At 70.7% G+C, this 19,709-nt stretch carries 16 protein-coding genes; 8 read left to right on the top strand and 8 right to left on the bottom strand.

Annotated features, from left to right (window positions below):
* Positions 1 to 304: 304 nt before the first annotated feature.
* A complete protein-coding gene (locus B2K11_RS03075) occupies positions 305 to 553 on the bottom strand; it encodes a WhiB family transcriptional regulator (RefSeq protein WP_018171995.1) in 249 nt (82 codons plus the stop codon).
* Positions 554 to 810: 257 nt separating this feature from the next.
* Between B2K11_RS03075 and B2K11_RS03070 the strand changes: the two genes are divergently transcribed.
* A complete protein-coding gene (locus tag B2K11_RS03070) occupies positions 811 to 1,230 on the top strand; it encodes a histidine kinase (RefSeq protein WP_239525667.1) in 420 nt (139 codons plus the stop codon).
* Positions 1,231 to 1,278: 48 nt separating this feature from the next.
* Here B2K11_RS03070 and bcp read toward each other — a convergent pair whose 3' ends face one another.
* The 3 genes from bcp to aroA all read right to left on the bottom strand — a co-directional run bounded on the left by bcp (position 1,279) and on the right by aroA (position 4,323).
* Complete coding sequence (gene bcp / locus B2K11_RS03065) at positions 1,279 to 1,749, bottom strand: thioredoxin-dependent thiol peroxidase (protein ID WP_163616733.1); 471 nt, start codon at positions 1,747 to 1,749, stop codon at positions 1,279 to 1,281.
* A 78-nt stretch (positions 1,750 to 1,827) separates the two neighbouring features.
* Entirely contained in the window at positions 1,828 to 2,889 is a 1,062-nt protein-coding gene (gene rsgA / locus B2K11_RS03060) for a ribosome small subunit-dependent GTPase A (protein ID WP_163616731.1), read from the bottom strand.
* A gap of 63 nt (positions 2,890 to 2,952) precedes the next feature.
* The gene (gene aroA / locus B2K11_RS03055) at positions 2,953 to 4,323 is read right to left on the bottom strand and encodes a 3-phosphoshikimate 1-carboxyvinyltransferase (protein WP_163616729.1); all 1,371 of its coding nucleotides are present in this window, start codon (positions 4,321 to 4,323) and stop codon (positions 2,953 to 2,955) included.
* 192 nt (positions 4,324 to 4,515) lie between these two features.
* Here aroA and B2K11_RS03050 point away from each other — a divergent pair, with 192 nt between their 5' ends.
* Both B2K11_RS03050 and B2K11_RS03045 read left to right on the top strand, forming a co-directional pair.
* The gene (locus B2K11_RS03050; RefSeq protein WP_204259993.1) at positions 4,516 to 5,124 is read left to right on the top strand and encodes a sigma-70 family RNA polymerase sigma factor; all 609 of its coding nucleotides are present in this window, start codon (positions 4,516 to 4,518) and stop codon (positions 5,122 to 5,124) included.
* Complete coding sequence (locus tag B2K11_RS03045) at positions 5,121 to 5,363, top strand: zf-HC2 domain-containing protein (RefSeq protein WP_163616727.1); 243 nt, start codon at positions 5,121 to 5,123, stop codon at positions 5,361 to 5,363. The genes B2K11_RS03050 and B2K11_RS03045 overlap by 4 nt, the downstream gene beginning before the upstream one ends.
* A 44-nt stretch (positions 5,364 to 5,407) precedes the next feature.
* Here B2K11_RS03045 and B2K11_RS03040 read toward each other — a convergent pair whose 3' ends face one another.
* Together B2K11_RS03040 and B2K11_RS03035 are read right to left on the bottom strand one after the other, a co-directional pair.
* Complete coding sequence (locus tag B2K11_RS03040; protein ID WP_163616725.1) at positions 5,408 to 6,313, bottom strand: diacylglycerol kinase; 906 nt, start codon at positions 6,311 to 6,313, stop codon at positions 5,408 to 5,410.
* A complete protein-coding gene (locus B2K11_RS03035; protein WP_163616724.1) occupies positions 6,310 to 7,977 on the bottom strand; it encodes an FAD-binding oxidoreductase in 1,668 nt (555 codons plus the stop codon). The genes B2K11_RS03040 and B2K11_RS03035 overlap by 4 nt, the downstream gene beginning before the upstream one ends.
* Positions 7,978 to 8,011: 34 nt before the next feature.
* Between B2K11_RS03035 and B2K11_RS03030 the strand changes: the two genes are divergently transcribed.
* Positions 8,012 to 8,596, top strand: a complete 585-nt coding sequence (locus B2K11_RS03030) for a TetR/AcrR family transcriptional regulator (RefSeq protein ID WP_163616722.1) — start codon at positions 8,012 to 8,014, stop codon at positions 8,594 to 8,596.
* Positions 8,597 to 8,668: 72 nt separating this feature from the next.
* The gene (locus tag B2K11_RS03025) at positions 8,669 to 10,228 is read left to right on the top strand and encodes a glycerol-3-phosphate dehydrogenase/oxidase (protein ID WP_163616719.1); all 1,560 of its coding nucleotides are present in this window, start codon (positions 8,669 to 8,671) and stop codon (positions 10,226 to 10,228) included.
* A gap of 238 nt (positions 10,229 to 10,466) precedes the next feature.
* Here B2K11_RS03025 and B2K11_RS03020 read toward each other — a convergent pair whose 3' ends face one another.
* Positions 10,467 to 14,243 (bottom strand): multifunctional oxoglutarate decarboxylase/oxoglutarate dehydrogenase thiamine pyrophosphate-binding subunit/dihydrolipoyllysine-residue succinyltransferase subunit, encoded by a 3,777-nt coding sequence (locus B2K11_RS03020; RefSeq protein ID WP_163616717.1) that lies wholly within the window; start codon positions 14,241 to 14,243, stop codon positions 10,467 to 10,469.
* Between the two features lie 177 nt (positions 14,244 to 14,420).
* Between B2K11_RS03020 and B2K11_RS03015 the strand changes: the two genes are divergently transcribed.
* Complete coding sequence (locus tag B2K11_RS03015) at positions 14,421 to 15,878, top strand: GuaB1 family IMP dehydrogenase-related protein (protein WP_163616716.1); 1,458 nt, start codon at positions 14,421 to 14,423, stop codon at positions 15,876 to 15,878.
* A gap of 51 nt (positions 15,879 to 15,929) precedes the next feature.
* Here the strand turns inward: B2K11_RS03015 and B2K11_RS03010 are convergent, their stop codons facing one another.
* A complete protein-coding gene (locus tag B2K11_RS03010; protein WP_163616714.1) occupies positions 15,930 to 17,042 on the bottom strand; it encodes a YihY/virulence factor BrkB family protein in 1,113 nt (370 codons plus the stop codon).
* 202 nt (positions 17,043 to 17,244) lie between these two features.
* On the opposite strand from B2K11_RS03010, the gene B2K11_RS03005 reads away from it, so the two are divergent.
* Both B2K11_RS03005 and B2K11_RS03000 read left to right on the top strand, forming a co-directional pair.
* The gene (locus tag B2K11_RS03005) at positions 17,245 to 18,576 is read left to right on the top strand and encodes a hemolysin family protein (RefSeq protein WP_163616712.1); all 1,332 of its coding nucleotides are present in this window, start codon (positions 17,245 to 17,247) and stop codon (positions 18,574 to 18,576) included.
* Entirely contained in the window at positions 18,573 to 19,631 is a 1,059-nt protein-coding gene (locus B2K11_RS03000) for a hemolysin family protein (protein WP_163616710.1), read from the top strand. Before B2K11_RS03005 ends, B2K11_RS03000 begins: the two co-directional genes overlap by 4 nt.
* The last annotated feature ends 78 nt before the right edge of the window (positions 19,632 to 19,709 follow it).

Raw genomic sequence — 19,709 nt, 5'->3', positions numbered from 1 at the left:
TTCGGCGAGGCCGCGGCCCGCCGCCGCCAAGGTCCGCGTGTGCTCGCCCGGCGTAGCCACGGCCCCGGCGTGTGCCTCGCCCGGCGGTCGCCCGGGCCCCCGGCGTCCGTAGATTCTGGCTCGCTCTCACCGAGCCGGGGGATTCGCGGCGAGACCGGGGACATCGCGCTCGGTATCGACGGGAATCTCCTGGCTCGCCGAAGCAGCGGCCCTGGCGTCCGGAGCGAGGAGGCTCCGCGCGCGCAGGCCGCACACGCGACGACACCCGGGCGCCGAGGCGGCCGGGTGTCGTCGTGAAAATGCGTCAGGAGGCGCGGCGGGCGCGAGCGGCGCGGCGCTTCAGGGCGCGGCGCTCGTCCTCGGAGAGGCCTCCCCATACGCCCGAGTCCTGTCCGGTCTCGAGGGCGTACTGCAGGCAGATCTCGGTGACTGTGCATCGAGCACACACCGACTTGGCCTTCTCGATCTGATCGACGGCCGGACCGGTGTTCCCAACGGGGAAGAACAGTTCGGGGTCGACGGTCAGGCAGGCGGCCTTGTCGCGCCAGTCCATGGTGGTGCTCCTTGTAACAGAGGGGTGGGATTCGGGTTCGGTTCGGGTCCGATACCCTGTGGGATGTGCGAGATTGACTCGCCCCACGTCGCTGTGGGAGCACACGGCTTCACCAATCGTCCCATAGCGGTTTACCTGAATCAAGGGTTGATCGGCGGGTTTGTGTAGGACTTGCTGAGTGTTCCCCCTGTGGTGTGGAGGGTTCGCACAAACCACTGGCCGGCGTGAGAGGAAGTCGACGGAGAATGCGGACAAACGTGTCCGGAAAGATCGCCGCGGTGCTGGTCGGGCTCGAGGGACTGGGCCTGATGGCGCTCACGGTGCGCGAGGTCGTCGCCATCGCGGCGGGCGATACCGGATCGATCGAGAGTGCGATCGCGCTCGCCGTGCTGACGCTCGTGGGCGCCGCGGCCGTGCTGGCCTTCGCCCTGGCCATCTGGCGCGGCCAGTCCTGGGGGCGTTCCGGCGGCATCGTCACCCAGCTGCTGATCCTGGCGGTCGCCTTCGGTGCAGCCACCGGCAGCTTCGCCGATCCGTCGATCGCCTGGGCGCTCGCCATCCCGGCGCTCATCGTGCTGGTGCTGCTCGTGCTGGCAGTGCGCGACGCCGGACGTGCGGCACGACGGCAGGACAGTCGCGAGACCGACGGCGATGCGCCGGGTGCGGCATCCCGCTGATCCCGTCTCTGCACCGACGGCTCGGCCGCCGTCACGGAGCGTGAGCCGTCAGACGCCGAGCAGTGTGCGGACGCGCGCCACGTGACCGGTCGCGCGCACGTTGTACAGCGCGTGTGCGATGCGCCCCTTCTCGTCGATGACGAAGGTGGACCGGATGACGCCCATGAAGGTCTTGCCGTAGTTGACCTTCTCGCCCCACACGGCGTACTTCTCGTGCACCTTGTGGTCGGGGTCGCTCAAGAGGTCGTAGGTCAGGCCGTCGCGCTCGCGGAATCGCCGGAGCTTCTCGGGCTGGTCGCGCGAGATGCCGAAGATCGTGTAGCCGGCGGCCTGCAGCGGCGCGAGGCTGTCGCGGAAGTCGCACGCCTCCTTCGTGCACCCGGGCGTCATCGCCTCGGGATAGAAGAAGAGGATCACCGGCCCACCCCGGAGGTCCTTCAGCGTCACGGCCCGCTCATCCTGATCGACGAGGGTGAAGGCGGGCGCGAGGGAGCCGGGTTCGAGGCGCGTCGTGGTCACGCTTCCACTCTAGGCGCGGGCTCGCCGACGAACCGCTGAGCCAGGCAGGGCCGGCCGGGGATGTGTCCGGGCGGCGGATTATGAGCCGGACTTGTGGGACTTTTCGGCGAACGTCTCGAGGAGTCGCTGCAGCGAGTCCAGGCGTGCCGGCCCGCCGGGGCCGAGCCGCCCCTCTTCGACCGCCTCGACGATGGCGCAGTCGGGAGCGTCGGGCAGGTGCGTGCAGCCGCGAGGGCACTCCTCGGCGACCTCGGCGAGGTCGGTGAACGCACGCAGGATGTTGGTGGGGTCGACGTGGCCGAGGCCGAACGAGCGGACCCCGGGGGTGTCGATCACCCAGCCGTTGCCGCCGTCGCCCCGGTAGCGCAGCGACACCGTCGAGCTCGAGGTGTGACGACCCCGCCCGGTCACCACGTTCACGTGGCCGGTCGCCCGCCGTGCGTCCGGCACGAGGGCGTTCACGAGCGTCGACTTGCCGACGCCCGAGTGCCCGACGAACACGGTCGAGTGCCCCTCGAGCGCTGCGCCGATCCGACCGAGGGGCATTTCGTCGCGCCCGCTGGTGAACACCACCAGGTCGAGCCCGTCGAAGTGCGCGAGAAACGCCGCGGGGTCGGCGAGGTCGGTCTTCGTCACGACGAGGAGGGGACGGATGCCGGCATCCAGTGCCGCAACGAGGTACCGGTCGACGAGCCGCGGTCGGGGTTCGGGGTCGGCAGCGGCGACCACGACGAGCATCTGGTCGGCGTTGGCGACGACGACGCGCTCCACCTGGTCGGTGTCGTCGGCGCTGCGCCGCAGCAGCGACGTGCGCTCCTCGATGCCGACGATGCGGGCGAGGGTGCCTTCGTCGCCGGTCGCGTCGCCCACGACGCGGGCGCGGTCGCCATTGACGATCGGGGTCTTGCGCAGCTCTCGCGCACGCACGGCGAGCACCGTGCGCTCCTCGGGCAGGTCTTCGTCGAGGAGAACCGTGTAGCGGCCGCGGTCGACGCCGAGCACGCGGGCGATCTGGGCGTCGCTGTGCGCCGGCCGCCGCTTCGTGCGGGGGCGGTTCGCCTTGGGGTTGGGCCGCATCCGGATGTCGGCCTCGTCGAACTCGGAATCGTCGTCGTCGTCGAGGTCGTCGAGCCAGCTCATTCCGTCGTCCTGGGTCGCTTCACCGTGTCATCCCGATCGCTCCGCCACCGACTCCGCTGCCGCTCACGAGGCGCGCATCGTCTCCTCGGACACGCCGTCCGCATGCTCGCCGTCGAGCATGCGCTGCCAGATCTGCGGGAACTCGGGCATGGTCTTTGCCGTGGTGCCGATGTCGTCCACCTCGACGCCGGGCACGGCGAGCCCGATGAGGGCACCGGTCGTCGCCATGCGGTGGTCATGCGAGGCGTGCCACACACCGCCGTGCAACGGCCGCGGCACGATGCGGATGCCGTCGGGCAGCTCTTCTGCCTCGCCGCCGAGGCCGCGCAGTTCAGCGACCAGCGCCGCGATCCTGTCGGTCTCGTGCCCGCGGATGTGGCCGATGCCGTGGAGGGTCGAGGGCGACTCGGCGAAGGCGGCCAGCGCGAAGATCGTGGGGGTGAGCTCGCCCGCGGCCGACAGGTCGAGGTCGACGCCCTGGATGCCCGTGCTCCCGGTGACGGTGAGTGCGCCGCCGCGGCGGACGGCGCGGGCGCCCATCAGCGACAGGATCTCGGTGAGCATGGCGCCCGGCTGCGTCGAGTGGGCCGGCCATCCGGTGACGGAGATCGATCCGCCGACGATCATCGCCGCGGCGAGGAATGGCGCCGCGTTGGACAGGTCGGGTTCGATCGCGACATCCTTGCCGCGGATCGCGCCTGCCGGCACGATCCATTCGCCGACGCCCGGACGCTCGACGTGCACGCCGCGGTGGGCGAGTGCTTCGACCGTCATGTCGATGTGCGGGATGCTCGGAAGCCGCGCGCCGGCGTGGCGGAGCTGCAGGCCGACGTCGAATCGCGGGGCGGCGAGCAGCAGGCCCGACACGAACTGGCTCGAGGCGCTGGCGTCGATCGTGACCTCGCCGCCGCGGACGTGACCGTGCCCGCGGATGCTGAACGGCAGGGACCAGTGGCCACCGTCGTCGATGTCGACGCCGACGTCGCGCAGCGCCGTGATCATCGCGCCCATCGGGCGGTGCAGGGCGCTCTCGTGCGCCGTGACGGTGACGTCGCCGCGGGCGAACCCGCCGAGCCCGGCGACGAAGCGCATGACGGTGCCGGCTTGTCCGCAGTTCACCTCGGTGCCGCCGCGCAGCGGCCACACCGGCGTCACCTCGATGTCGTCGCCGTACAGTCCGGCGCCGGGGACGAGCTCGATGCCGACGCCGAGCGAGCGCAGGGCGTCGATCATGCGCGCCGAGTCGTCGGAGTGCAACGGCGCGATCAGGCGGCTCGGAGCGTCGGCGAGTGCGGCGAGGATGAGCTCGCGATTCGTCAGGGATTTCGAGCCGGGGACGGTCACCGTCGCATGCAGCGGACCGTCCGCGACGGGGGCGTGCCAATGGCCGCGCTCGATCGGCGCGGAGGTCGGGGAATACGCGTCGGCTGTCATCGGGTTCTACCCTACTGAACGGCTCCGATAGGACGCGTAATGCAGGTCGACACGGGCCGCGAGCCACTCACCGAATGGAGCTGGATGTTCGCCACTCTCGACCGCCTCGACCTCGAGGCGCCGCTGTTGCACAGCGGGCCCGTCGCGCCGGGCCCCGGCGGCCTGGAGGCCGCCGCCGTAGACTGGCGCGTGATGAGCGACCCGATCGACCAGACGGACCAGGTGCAGGATCCGCGCGCGCAGTTCGAAGAGCAGGCACTGCCCTTCATGGACCAGCTGTACGCCGCCGCCATGCGCATGACTCGCAACCCCGCGGATGCGGCCGACCTCGTGCAGGAGACCTTCGTCAAGGCTTTCGCCTCGTGGAAGACGTTCACGCAGGGCACGAACCTCAAGGCGTGGCTGTACCGCATCCTGACCAACACCTACATCAACACCTATCGCAAGAAGCAGCGCGAGCCGTACCAGGGCACGATCGACGACCTCGAGGACTGGCAGCTCGGCGGCGCCGAGTCGACCACCGCGTCGAGCACCCGCTCGGCCGAGGCAGAGGCGATCGACCACATGCCCGCGTCGGTCGTGAAGGACGCGCTGCAGTCCATCCCGGAGGACTTCCGGCTGGCGGTGTACCTCGCCGACGTCGAGGGCTTCGCCTACCAGGAGATCGCCGACATCATGAAGACCCCCATCGGCACGGTCATGAGCCGTCTGCATCGTGGCAGGCGGATGCTTCGTGAACTACTGGCCGACTACGCAAAAGAGCGCGGCATCGCGACTGCCGCCACGAGGAGCACGAAATGACCGACTGCGGCTGTGAGAAGGCGCGGCGCGACCTGGAGGAGTACCTGCGACACGAGGTCTGCAAGACCGAGCAGGGCGACATCGCCGAGCACCTCGAGAACTGTGCGGGCTGTCGAGACGAGGCTCTCGTCGCACGGACGCTCACCGAGGTGATCGCCCGGGCATGCAAGGAGAGCGCACCCGAAGAGCTCCGCGATCAGGTGCTGGCCAAGCTGCGGGCGGTCCAGGCGACGCACTGACGCGCGGCGTTCGCAGCCGCGGTGCGGCGCGGTGGCGCCGGCCGTCAGCCGGACGGTGTGAAGATCGTGAGCGCGCCGGGCACCACGTCGATCGTGAGCGGCAGCGCCCCGATCGGGTCGCCGTCCGCGTAGGCCGTGACGCCCGGTGACGAGAGTCGCACCGAGCGCACGCGCCGGATCGACACCTCGGGCACCCCGACGTGCGTGCCGCGGTAGACCCGCGGCAGCAGCCGCAGCAGACGCAGACGGCCGGCCGGGCGCACCAGCACGAGATCGAGCAGCCCGTCGGCCGGGTCGGCGTCCGGGCAGATCGGGATGCCGCCCCCGTAGGTGCGCCCGTTGCCGACCGTCGCCATCACGAGGTCGCCGCTCAGAGTTTCTCGTGTGCCGTCGGCCAGCTCGACGTCGACCTCGTACGGGATGCCGGCGAGAGTCAGGAACTCGACGAGGATCGCGATGTTGTACCGCGAGCCGCCGCGCGGCCATCGCATCGCGTTGGCGCGGTCGTTGACCTTCGAATCGAAGCCGCTGGCCAGCACCGAGCCGAAGTACTGCGTCGAGCCGTCGCCCCGGGTCACGCGGGCGAGGTCGATGCGCCTCGTGCGCCCACCGGCGATGGTGTCGGCGGCCGCCGTGACGTCCAGCTCACGCAGCCCGAGGGTGGCGGCGAAGTCGTTGCCGGTGCCGGACGGGACGATGCCCAGCGGGATGCCGGTGCCCGCGACCTCCTGGATCGCGAGGTTGACGGTGCCGTCGCCACCCGCGACCGCCACGGCGTCCACGCCGACCTGGATCGCGGCGCGCAGCAGCGCGGAGGATTCGGCTGCGCTGCCGCCGCTGAGGATGGACGTCTGCACGCCGTGGGTGCGCAGGCGTTCGGCCGCGCGGGTCGCAGCGCCCGTGTGCGCCCCGGCGCGTGCAGCGGGATTGACGAGGAGCGCGACCCTCATGCGCGGTCGGCCGTCGGGGCCGGGGTCACGAGAGCGCCGGGGTTCATGATGCCGGTCGGATCGAGGACGCCCTTCACCGCACGGAGCACCTCGACCCCGAGCGCGCCGATCTCGGCTTCGAGGTACGGGCGATGGTCGCGCCCCACGGCGTGATGGTGGGTGATCGTGCCGTGGCTCTCGGCGATCGCGCGGGACGCGGCATCCTTCGCCGTCGCCCACTGCGTCTGCGGATCTCCGGTGAGCGCGGCGACGACGGTGAAGTACAGCGAGGCCCCCGCGGGGTACACGTGGGAGATGTGGCACAGCACGATGGGCTTGGTGCCGATCTCGGTGAGAGTCTCGGTCAGCGCGGCCGTGACGGCGCGCTTGAGCGCGGGCAGGTGCGTCCAGGTGGTCGCGGTCTCGAGGGTCTCGGCGAGGATGCCACTGTCCATGAGTGTGTCGCGCAGCGCCGGAGAGGCGAACCGGCCGCGCTCCCACGATCGGGCGGGATCCTCGCCGCGCGAGGTCGCGCCGTGTGCGGTGAAGACCGCGTCGAGGTCGTCGCGCGTGCCTTCGGCCTCGGAGGCGGTCGCTCCCTCGAAGGTGGCGACGGCCAGGCTCCCGCGCAGGCGGGTGAGATGCCCGCCCATCGCGGCGTTCACGCGCGTCTCGCTCTCGTCGCTCAGCCGCAGCACGGTGGGACGGATGCCGCGCTGCGTGGCTTCGCGGAACGCCGACGCTCCACTGGCGAAGTCCGGGAACGACCATGCGCGGTAGACGGTCGCCGCCGGAATCGGGCGGACGCGGACCGTGACCTCGGTCAGGACACCGAAGGCGCCCTCCGATCCCAGGAGGAGCTGGCGGAGGTCGGGGCCGGCAGCGCTCGCGGGGGAGCGGCCGAGGGTGAGATCACCGGCCGGCGTGGCTACGCGGAGAGCGTGGACGAGATCGTCGAAGCGGCCGTAGCCGCGCGACGCCTGACCGCTCGACCGCGTCGCCGCGTAACCGCCGAGCGAGGCGTACGCGAAGCTCTGCGGGAAGTGGCCGAGGGTGAGGCCGCGCGCTCCGAGCAGCTCCTCGGCTTGCGGACCGGTGGTGCCGGCCCCGAAGGTCGCGAGGAGCGAGACTTCGTCGAGCGCGAGCAGGGCGGCGGTGCGGGTGAGGTCGAGCGCGATCACTGCGCGGTGCGCGCCTCGCGCGGGGTCGACGCCGCCGACGACCGACGTGCCGCCGCCGAAAGGGACGACGGCGATATCGCGTTCGGCGCAGAGGCTGAGCACCGCGGCGACTTCGTCGTGGCCGGCCGGCGAGGCGACGGCGTCGGGGGCGGCCTGGGGGTCGTCCAGCCGGCGGCGCAGCAGGTCGGGGGTGCTCTTGCCTCCGAGGTGCTGCAGCCGCACCTCGTCGTCGGGCGTCACCTGATCACGGCCCACGACCCCGGCGAGGGCGTCGAGATCGGCGCCCGACAGCCGCGACGGCGTCAGGGCCGGCACGGCGCGGCGCCGCACGGGATGCGCCTTGCCGGGCAGGACGGTCGCGACGATGGCTTTTGCCGCCGCGGGCAGACGGGCTGCTTCCGATCCCCAGGCGTCCCAGGCGCCCCGGGGACGCGGTGCCGGCACCGCGAGGGGACGCGGGGGAGCAGCGTCGCTGGGGGGATCGGTGTGCGCCGTCGCAGCCATGGCGACAGTATGACACGATCTGTATGGTTGTCACATGGCCGATGGAGTGCCCGACACCGAGACCGCGATCCTCGACGCTGCGCTCGCGGAAGTGCTGGCGCACGGAATACGCCGGACGACGGCATCCACTATCGCCCGCCGCTGCGGAATCGCACGGCAGACGCTGTACCGCTATTGGCCGGATGCGCAGGCGGTGTTCGCCGCCCTCGTCACGCGTGAGCTGGTGGCGGCGCTGCCCGCGGAGCAGGGGGAGTGCGCCGACCTCGACGAGCTCGCGGGCCTTCTCGTCGAGACCGCCGACCGCGTGCGCCGGCTGCCGCTGGTCGATCGGCTGCGGGACACGGATCCCGAGCTCTTCGCGCACTACATCCTCGACCGGCTCGGAACGAGCCAGCGCGCCATCCACGCCGAGACCGCGCGCCGGATCTCGGCGGGGCAGCGGGCGGGGTTCGTGCGATCAGGAGACCCGGGTCAGCTCGCCGCGATGGTGCTGCTGATCGCGCAATCCGCGGTGCAGTCCGCACCGCTCGTGGCCGAGTGGCTGCCCGAGCGCGCATGGCGCACCGAGCTCGCGCACGCGCTGCGGGGGTATCTCGGGTCCGAGGTCGAGGTGGCGTGAGGCGATGGCGGGTGACATGCATTACGTACCTGAGACATTGTGTTTGATACTCACTATGTTGCACCCCGAGCGATGACCGGGCGCATCGTCGGGCGCACGCCCTTCTCCTCGGCCCTCACCGCGTCCCGGCGCGCGCGAGAGCTCGAGGCGCTTGCCGACGAGCGGGAGATCGATCTGCTCGTGATCGGCGGCGGCATCACCGGGGTGGGGATCGCGTTGGATGCCGCAGGCCGCGGCCTGCGCACCGTCCTGGTGGAACGGCACGACCTCGCGCACGGCACGAGCCGCTTCAGCTCCAAGCTCGTGCACGGGGGCCTGCGCTATCTCGCGTCGGGGCAGGTCGGCATCGCGCGCGAGAGCGCCCTCGAGCGGCACATCCTCCTCACCCGCACCGCACCGCACCTCACGCGCGCGTTGGCGCAGGTCGTACCGCTGCACGGGCGGGGCCACCTCGCACGCGGCGCCTACATCGGCCTCGGCTACGAACTGGGGGACGGCCTGCGCCGGGCCGTCGGAACGCCGGGCGCCCTCCTGCCGGGCCCCGGCGCGATCAGCCGCGACGAGACGCTGCGACTGGCCCCCGCGGTGCGCGCCGACGATCTGCGCGGCGGTGTGCGCGGCTGGGACGGCCAGCTCCTCGACGACGCCCGGCTCGTCGTCGCCGTCGCGCGGACGGCCGCCGGGCACGGGGCATCCGTCCTCACCCGCGTCGAGGCGGTCTCGGTCACCGGTCGCGCGGCGACGCTGCGCGACCGGGTGACCGGCGCGGTCGTCGACGTCCGTGCTCGTGCTGTCGTGAGCGCGACCGGCGTGTGGGCGGGGGACCTCGACCCCGAGGTGCGGCTGCGGCCCAGCCGCGGCACCCACCTCGTGGTGTCGACCGCGCGGCTCGGCGGCTCGGACGTCTCTCTCACGGTGCCGGTCCCCGGGTCGACGAGTCGCTTCGTGTTCACACTGCCCGCCCCGCACGGACGCACCTACATCGGCCTCACCGACGTGCCCGCCGACGGGCCGATCCCGCAGGTGGCGCACGCGACCGAGGCGGAGATCGACACACTCCTGGGCACCGTGAACACAGTCCTCGCCGATCCGCTCGACCACGGGGACGTGCTCGCGACGTTCGCCGGCCTGCGTCCGCTGCTGGCGGGTGCGGACGACGACGACACCAGCGATCTTTCGCGCCGTCACGCGATCATCGAGTCGACGTCGGGCGTGCTCAGCATCGTCGGCGGCAAGCTCACCACCTACCGACGCATGGCGGAAGATGCCGTGGACGCCGTGATCCGCCGCGATCCGGGCCTGCCCTCGCGCCCCTCGCCGACGCGCTCGATCCCGCTCGTGGGGGCGTGGCCCCGGCGCCGACTGGGCGAGATCACGGCTCCCGGCCGCCTCGTGCGCCGGTTCGGCGCCGAGGCGCCGTATGCGGCGTCGCTGCCCGGCGGTCCGGGCGGCGCCTGCGGTGTGACGGCGCAGGAGCTCCAGTGGGGCGTCGCCGTCGAGGGCGCACTGAGCATCGCCGATCTGATCGACCGTCGCACGCGTCTCGGCCTGGTCCCGACCGACGGCGAGGCGTCGACGGATGCCGCGGCCGCCGCATTCGATCGCGCCGGCGTGGAGCCGCTCGAGGAGTGAGCGGCCCGTCGCGGCGCGGTCCTCAACTGAGGACCTGAGCGGAGATGAGAGGCGGCGCGCCGGTGAGGGTCCGCATCTCGGCTCATCTCCCCATCTGAGGACGGGCAACGATCTCCTCATCTGAGGACGGGCGACGATCTCCTCGAGTGGGCACGACGGCGGCGCCCGTGTGACGGCACCGGCCCCGGACGCGCCTACGGAGAGGGGCGTCCGGGGCCGGACCGGTCAGACGCGTCGCCTAGACGGTGAGCGCCTGCTGCATGATGGCGGCCTGCTCGGCGGCGTGCACCTTCGGCGAGCCGGTGGCGGTGGATGCCGCGGAGGCACGCGACACGCGGCTGATGGTGCGACCGCGCAGATGCTTCACGACCTCCAGCGCGATGAACGGCCAGGCGCCCTGGTTCTCGGGCTCGTCCTGCACCCACACCAGTTCGGCGTTCGGGTACGAGTCGATGACGGCGTTGAGCTCGTCGACCGGGGCGGGGTAGTACTGCTCCAGCCGCACCAGCGCGATCGCCGGGTTCGGGTTCTTGTCGAGCTCGGCGCGCAGATCCCAGTGGATCTTGCCGGCGTGCAGCAGCACGCGCTTGACAGCGGATTTGTCGGTCACGCGATCGTCGTCTAGCACCGGCTCGAACCTGCCGTTGAGGAAGTCCTCGACCGGGCTGGTCGCGCCGCGCAGGCGCAGCATCGCCTTCGGCGTGAAGACGATGAGCGGGCGGCGCGGGCGCGCGTACGCCTGGCGGCGCAGGAGGTGGAAATACGACGCCGGCGTCGACGGGCGCGCGACGGTCATGTTGTCCTGCGCGCACATCTGCAGATAGCGCTCGATGCGGGCTGACGAGTGGTCCGGACCCTGGCCTTCGTAGCCGTGGGGCAGGAGCAGCACCACGCTCGACTGCTGGCCCCACTTCTGCTCGGCTGACGAGATGAACTCGTCGACGACCGACTGCGCGCCATTGCCGAAGTCGCCGAACTGCGCCTCCCACAGCACCAGCGAGTCCGCGCGCTCGACCGAGTAGCCGTATTCGAACGCCATCGCCGCGTACTCGCTGAGCAGCGAGTCGTAGACATAGAAGCGGCCCTGGTCCTCGCTGAGGTTCGTCAGCGGAATCCACTCCTGGCCGTTCGCACGGTCGTGCAGCACCGCGTGGCGCTGCACGAAAGTGCCACGACGGGAGTCCTGGCCGGCGAGGCGGACGTTGGTCTTCTCGAGCAGCAGCGAGCCGAACGCCAGCAGCTCCCCGAAACCCCAGTCGATCGAGCCGTTCCGGCTCATGTCCAGGCGCTTGTCGAGCAGCTGCTGCAGCTTGTTGTGCACCGTGAAGCCGCCGGGCTTGTTCACGAAGGTCTCGCCGATCAGGCTGATCATCTCGCGCGCGACCCCGGTGGTCTCAGGCTCCCCGGCCGCGGGTTCGGCCGCGGCATCCGGGACGACCACCGGTGACGACCCGGTCTCGGCCGCGTGCGTCTCGGCGAAAGCGATCTCGAGGCGGTTCTGGAAGTCCTGCTTCGCCTTCTCGTACTCCTCCTCGGTGATGTCACCGCGGCCGACGAGGGCCTCGGTGTACAGCCGGCGGACCGAGCGCTTCGCCTCGATGAGGTTGGTCATGAGCGGCTGCGTCATCGAGGGGTCGTCGCCCTCGTTGTGTCCGCGGCGGCGGTAGCAGACCAGATCGACGACGACGTCGCGGTGGAAGCGCTCGCGGTACGCGAAAGCCAGCTGCGCGACGCGTGTCACGGCCTCGGGGTCGTCCCCGTTCACGTGGAAGATCGGCGCCTGGATCGTCTTGGCGACATCGGTGGCGTAGACCGAGGTCCGCGCGTCGGTGGGCGTGGTGGTGAAGCCGACCTGGTTGTTGACGACCACGTGCACCGTGCCGCCCGTGCGGTAGCCCCGCAGCTGCGACATCTGCAGCGTCTCGACCACGACGCCCTGGCCCGAGAAGGCCGCGTCGCCGTGCACGAGGATCGGCAGCCAGGTGAACGTGCCGATCGGCTTGCGGTCCTGCTTCGCACGGACGATGCCCTCGAGCACTCCGTCGACCGTCTCGAGGTGCGAGGGGTTCGCGGCCAGGTACACCGGCAGCTCGGCCTTGTTGTCGGCGACGAACGTGCCCTCGGTGCCGAGGTGGTACTTGACGTCGCCCGATCCGCTCTTCGAGCCGATGGCGACGGAGCCCTCGAACTCGCGGAAGACCTGGCCGTAGGTCTTGCCCGCGATGTTGGTCAGCACGTTGAGGCGACCGCGGTGGGCCATGCCGATCGCGGCGCCGTCGAGGCCGGCTTCGGCCGCGCCCTGCAGGATCTCGTCGAGGAGGGGGATCAGCGATTCGCCGCCCTCCAGGCTGAAGCGCTTCTGCCCGACGTACTTCGTCTGCAGGAACGTCTCGAATGCCTCGGCCTGGTTGAGCTTGTCGAGGATCCGCAGCTGCTCGTCGTGACCGGGTTTCTGGTACTTGATCTCGACGTTCTCCTGGAACCACGCGCGCTGCCCGGGGTCCTGGATGTGCATGTACTCGATGCCGATCGTGCGGCAGTACGAGTCGCGCAGCACGCCGAGGATGTCGCGGAGCTTCATCTGGCGCTTGCCGCCGAACCCGTTGGTGACGAACTCGCGGTCGAGGTCCCAGAAGGTGAGCCCGTGGTTCTCGATCTCGAGATCCGGGTGGGTGCGCTGCTGGTACTCCAGCGGGTCGGTGTCGGCCATGAGGTGGCCGCGCACGCGGAAGGAGTTGATGAGCTCCTGCACGCGGGCGGTCTTGTCGACGCGCTCGGCGAGGTCGACATTGATGTCGGCGGCCCAGTGGATCGAGGCATACGGGATGCGCAGCGCCGCGAAGATGTCGTCGTAGAAGCCGCGCTGGCCGATGAGCAGCTCGTGCACCTTCTTGAGGAACTCGCCCGAGCCCGCACCCTGGATGACGCGGTGGTCGTAGGTGCTGGTGAGCGTGATCGTCTTGCCGATGGCGAGTTCGTTGAGCGTCTTGTCGCTCGCGCCCTGGAACTCGGCGGGGTACTCGAGCGCGCCGGCGCCGACGATGCAGCCCTGGCCCTTCATGAGGCGCGGCACCGAGTGGACGGTGCCGATGCCGCCGGGGTTGGTGAGCGAGATCGTGGTGCCCTGGAAGTCCGCTGCCGTCAGCTTGTTGCCGCGTGCGCGCGTGACGAGGTCCTCGTACGTCGTGAGGTACTCGTTGAACGTCAGCCGGTCGGCGCGCTTGATGCTCGGCACGAGCAGCGCGCGGGTGCCGTCCGGCCGCGGCAGGTCGATCGCGATGCCGAGGTTGATGTGCGCCGGGGCGACGACCGACGGCTTGCCGTCGATCTCTGCGTAGAACACGTTCTGGCTGGGGAACTCCTTGAGCGCCTGGATGATCGCCCACCCGATGAGGTGCGTGAAGCTCACCTTGCCGCCGCGCGTGCGCGCCATGTGGTTGTTGATGACGATGCGGTTGTCGATCATCAGCTTCGCCGGCACGGTGCGGACGCTGGTCGCGGTCGGGACGGTCAGCGACTCGTCCATGTTGGCCGCGAGGGTCTTCGGCATGCCGCGCAGTGTCGTGACGACGTCGGCCTCGGCCTCGGCCTCAGCCGACGAGGGCTGGGACTTGGGCGCCTGCGCCGGGATGGGCTGCGGGGCTGCGGGCCGTGCCGTGGTGCGTGCCACGGGCTGTGCGCCGATCACCGGAATCGGCGCCGTCACCGGGCGGGGCTCGGATGTCGCGGCCGGCGCTGCTGGTGCCGCCGGCGCGGGTGCTGCCGGTGCTGCGGCGGCCGGGGGTGCCGCCGCCGGCGCTGCGGCTGCAGCCGGCGCCGCTGCTGCTGCCGGCGCGGGGGGCGCCGTCGGTGCTGCGCCGTCGGCAGGGTGGTAGGCCTCGAGAATGGGCCACCACTCCTTGTCGACGGAGTTCCGGTCGATTTTGAACTGTTCGTACAGTTCCTCGACGAGCCACTCGTTGGCTCCGAACTCTCCCTCGTTCGAAACCCCGACGCCCGTCACCTGGCTCGACACGCTGAATCGCCTGCTTTCATCGGTGAAGTTCTGGGATGCGCGCGGGGCTTGCGAGCCCGCACACGCGACAGTTAAGCCTAGCCCAGTCTGCGTGGGCCGTTCCGGCCTGAAGGGGTGAGGCTCCTGAAAGAACCCGCATGATTATCCGCACAGGAACTGTCACTACCCTTGGCGGTCATGGAGTTCTACGGCGAAACACCCGACGTCGACCTGACCTACTCGGACGTCTTCCTCGTCCCGCGGCGTTCGGCGATCACCAGCCGCCTCGACGTCGACCTCTCGCCCGGCGACGGCACGACGGCCACGCTGCCGCTGGTGTCGGCCAACATGAACTCCGTCACGGGTGCACGCCTTGCGGCCACCCTGGCTCGTCGCGGGGGTCTCGGCGTGCTGCCACAGGACATGCCGCTGCAGGAGCTGGATGCCGCGATCCGCTGGGTCAAGGCGCAGCCGGTCGAGTGGGACACGCCGCTGGTCCTGCCCGCCGACGCGACGGTCGCCGACGCCGCCCGGCTGCTGCCCGCGACGGACGGTCACGGCATCGTAGTCGCGGACGCTGCCGCCGGCCGGGTGGACGCCGACGACATCCTCGGCATCGTGCCGGCCACGCGACTCGGCACGGCCCTGCCCGACGCGCGCCTGGGTGACCTCGCACGCGGGCGTGCGGCATCCGTCGACGCCGACGACATCGAGAGCGCGCGCCATGCGTTCGATGTCATCGTCGCCGCCGAGGCGGACACGGTCTGCGTCCTGCACCACGGTCACCTGGTCGGAACGCTCTCACGCCGCAGCGCTCTGCGCTCGACGCTCTACCGGCCCGCGGTCGACGCATCGGGACGCCTCATCGTCGCCGCCGCAGTCGGCATCAACGGCGACGTCGCCGCGAAGGCTCGAGCGCTCGCGGCGGCGGGGGTCGACGTGCTCGTCGTCGACACCGCGCATGGGCACCAGGAGGGCATGCTGCGCGCGCTGCGCACGGTCGCCGACCTGGACCTCGGCATCCCGATCGCCGCCGGCAACGTCGTCACTGCCGAGGGCGTGCACGACCTCGTCACCGCCGGCGCGACGATCCTCAAGGTCGGCGTCGGACCGGGCGCGATGTGCACGACCCGCATGATGACGGCTGTCGGCCGGCCGCAGTTCTCCGCGGTCCTCGAGACCGCCGAGGCCGCGCGACTCATGGGCGCGCACGTGTGGGCGGACGGCGGCGTGCGGTACCCGCGCGACGTGGCGCTGGCGCTCGCGGCGGGCGCGGCATCCGTGATGATCGGCTCGTGGTTCGCGGGCACCATCGAGGCGCCCGGTGAGCTGCAGGTCGACGAGGCCGGCCGCTCCTACAAGGAATCGTGGGGCATGGCTTCGACGAAGGCCGTCCACGAGCGGTTCGGCCGCCTCGACCCCTACGAGCTCGCCCGCAAGGAGCTGTTCGCCGAGGGGATCTCGTCGTCGAAGATCTACCTCGACCCGCTCCGCCCGGGCCTCGAGGACCTGCTCGACATGATCACCTCGGGGGTGCGCTCGTCGTTCACCTACGCCGGCGCGTCGACCGTGGCCGAGTTCCACGGCCGCGCCCGCGTCGGCCTCCAGTCCGCCGCCGGCTACGACGAGGGCAAGGCGCTCCCGGTCAGCTGGTGAAGGCGCCGGAGCGAGCCGCTCCGGCGACCTGACGACGCGCGCGGGCATCGGTCATCCCGTCCGGCGGGACGAGGTGGGGTCGGCGCCGTTCGCATCCGCGTCGTCATCGTCGTTCTCGTCCTCCTCGTGCGCCCTGCGGATGCGCCGACCCTCCTCCACATCGTGGCGCTCCTTCTCGGCCGCCTTGTCGCTCTTGCGGGTATCGCGCGGCGGCAGCTGGATGTCCTCTTCGGCGGCGATGCCCGCCTGCAGCTGGCGCCCGCGCTCCAGCTCGGCGTCGAACTCCGCGCCGAACAGCAGCGCGATGTTCGCGATCCACAGCCACAACAGGAAGATGATGACGCCCGCCAGCGACCCGTAGGTGCGGTCGTAGTTCGAGAAGTTGGCGACGTAGAGGCCGAAGGCCACCGACGCGACGGCGAGGATGAGGATGGCCAGCAGCGACCCGAGGCTGATCCACCGGAACTTCGGCTGCTTGGCGTTGGGCGTGGCGTAGTAGAGGATCGCGACCATCAGCACGACGATCGCCGCGAGCACCGGCCACTTGACGATCTCCCACACGGTCGTGGCGACCTCCCCGAGCCCGAGTGCCGACCCGACGGCGTCGGCCACCGGCCCCGACACGACGAGGATCACCAGGGCGACGACGATCAGCGCGACGCCGATCAGCGTGATGAGGATCTGCGCCGGCTTGAGCTTCCAGAACGGCCGGCCCTCCTCGATCTCGTAGATGCGATTCATCGCTCGGCTGAAGGCGCCCACGTAGCCGGACGCCGACCAGATCGCCAGCGCCAGGCCGAGGACGAGACCCCAGCCCGCGGCGGGGGAGTCCGCCGCCTGCTCGAGGGGGCCTCGCAGGGCGTCCGCCGCGTCGGGGGCGACGGTGTCGACGATGCCGATGATCTGGTCGGTGGCCTGGCTGCTGCGGCCGATCAGCCCGAAGACCGAGAAGACGGCGATGAGCCCGGGGAAGATGGCCAGCACCGAATAGTAGGTCAGCGCGGCGGCGATGTCGGTGCACTCGTCGGCCGTGAACTCGCGTGCGGTCTTGACGAAGACGTACTTCCACGAGCGCTTCTCGATCTCGCGTGGGGTGTCGGGCTTGTCGGGATGCTCGGGATCCGGTGCGTGCCGGTCATCGAGTCCGTGGTCCGTCGTGGTCATGACCTCTCCGATTCCTTCTGCCCTCGGCGGAAGCGCCTGGAGAGCCATCGTGCGAGGGCGGATCGGAGGCGGCGAGGGGCTTGACATCGGCCCGTTGGGCTCCGCACCCCTGCCGTAGACTTGTCGGCACGATGGACGACCCTCCTAGTTGCAGACAATCGCCCCACCGACCCGCTCCCCGATCCCAGGGGGGTGATGCGTGATGGATTACGTCATGTTGGGCGTGGGGCTTCTGCTCACGATCGGCACCGGACTCTTCGTGGCGAGCGAGTTCGCGCTCGTCAACCTCGACCGGGCCGATCTCGAATCCCGCCAGGAGGCGGGCGAAACGCGGCTCTCGCTCACGATCAGCGCGCTGCGGATCACATCCACGCACCTCTCCAGCGCGCAGCTGGGCATCACACTGACCACGCTGCTGACCGGTTACACAATGGAGCCGGCGATCTCGAACCTGCTGGCACCCGTGTTCGACGCGTGGGGCATCCCGTCCGGCATCGCTCGGCCCCTCGCCGCCGTCATCGGCGTCTCGATCGCGACCGTGTTCTCGATGATCCTCGGCGAGCTCGTGCCCAAGAACTTCGCGCTGGCCATCCCGCGCCAGACCGCCAAGCTGGTCATGCCGTTCCAGGTGGCGTTCACGACGGTGTTCCGTCCCGCCGTGGTCGTCCTCAACGGCAGCGCGAACGGCGTGCTGCGTGCGGCCGGCATCGAACCCAAGGAGGAGCTGTCGGGCGCGCGCACGGCCGAGGAGCTGTCGAGCCTGGTCCGACGCTCAGCCAGTGCCGGCGTGCTCGAGGAGGACACTGCGTCGCTCCTCGACCGCAGCCTCACCTTCGCCCGCCTGTCTGCGGCCGACGTGATGACGCCGCGGCCCAGCATCCACGCCCTCGCCGCCGATGACTCGGCCGAGGACGTCATCCAGCTCGCCCGCCGCACCGGGCACAGCCGGTTCCCCGTGTACGGCGAGGACATGGACGACATCACGGGCATCGTGCACCTCAAGGCCGCCGTCGGCGTGCCCCGCGAGCGCCGGGCCGACGTTCCCGCCGCCGCGCTGGCGACCGAGCCGCTGCGGTTTCCCGAGGCGGTCCACCTCGATGCGCTCGTGGCCGAGCTGCGCGCCCGCGGGTACCAGATGGCCGTCGTCGTGGACGAGTACGGCGGCACGGCGGGCGTCGTCACGCTCGAGGACCTCGTCGAGGAGATCGTCGGCGAGGTGCTCGACGAGCACGACCTCCGTCGCGCGGGCATCGTGCGGGTCGGCGACACCGTGATCTTCCCGGGCGAGCTGCGGCCCGACGAGGTGCGCGATCGCACCGGCATCCGCATTCCGGAAGGCGACGTCTACGACACCGTCGGCGGCTACATCATGAGCGTGCTCGAACGGATTCCCGTCGCCGGCGACACCCTCGAGATCGAGGACGGATCTCTCGAGGTGCAGCGCATGGAAGGACGCAGGGTGGACCGCGTGCGGTTCACGCCCACGCCGATGCCCCACGACGACGCGACCACCGAGGCGGGTGATCGCCGATGAACGACTGGGCCGGAATCGCCTGGCTGGTGGTGCTGCTCATCGCCAACGCCTTCTTCGTCGGCGCCGAGTTCGCCGTCATCTCGGCCCGCCGCTCGCAGATCGAGCCGCTCGCCGAGAAGGGATCGCGGTCGGCCAAGACCGCGCTGTATGCGATGGAGCACGCGACGCTCATGCTGGCGACGAGCCAGCTCGGCATCACGATCTGCTCGCTGCTGATCCTGAACGTGTCCGAGCCCGCCATCCACCATCTCCTCGCGGGGCCCCTGGCCCTCACGGGCTGGTCTGAGGGGGTCGTCGACGGCGTCGCGTTCGCCATCGCGCTCCTGCTGGTGTCGTACCTCCACGTCGTCTTCGGCGAGATGGTGCCGAAGAACCTCGCGTTCTCGGTGCCCGACCGCGCGGTGCTCATGCTCGCGACCCCGCTGGTGTGGGTGTCGAAGCTGTTCCACCCGATCATCGTGACCCTCAACTGGATCGCGAACCACGTGGTGCGCCTGTTCCGCGTCGAGCCGAAGGACGAGGCCGCCTCGACATTCACGCTCGAGGAGGTCGCGACGATCGTGAACCAGTCGCGCATCGAGGGGGTGCTCGACGATGCGGCGGGTACCGTGTCGGCTGCGCTGGAGTTCACCGACAAGAAGGCCGCCGACGTCGCGGTGCCGCTGTCGCAGCTCGTGACGCTCCCCGAGACGACGACACCCGCCGAGATCGAACGCGCGGTGGCGAAGCACGGCTTCTCGCGCTACGTGATCGTCGATGAGGTCGGCGTGCCGGTCGGCTACGTGCACCTCAAGGACATCCTGCGGGCGGCGGAGGGACCGGATGCCGCCACCGAGGTCGCCCTCCCGATCCCGACCAAGCGCATCCACCACATGGTGCCCGTGCTGGAGTCGACTGATCTCGAGGACGCACTCGCCGTCATGCGCCGCGCCGGGCGTCACCTCGCCCAGGTGCGCGACGAGGCCGGAGAGATCACAGCGGTGCTCTTCCTCGAGGACATCATCGAGGAGCTCATCGGAGAGGTGCAGGACGCGACCCGCCGACGCGGCTTCTGAGGTCGCCGGCGGGTTCGGCCGTTTGGTCTCGCCCGTCCCTCGCTCGCTCGACGACCGGCAGGTCCCGGTCGTTGAGCG

Source organism: Microbacterium sp. B35-30 (assembly GCF_010634855.1).
GTDB lineage: Bacteria > Actinomycetota > Actinomycetes > Actinomycetales > Microbacteriaceae > Microbacterium.
The sequence above is the reverse complement of the archived record's forward strand: the minus strand, read 5'-3'. Positions and strand labels throughout refer to the sequence as shown.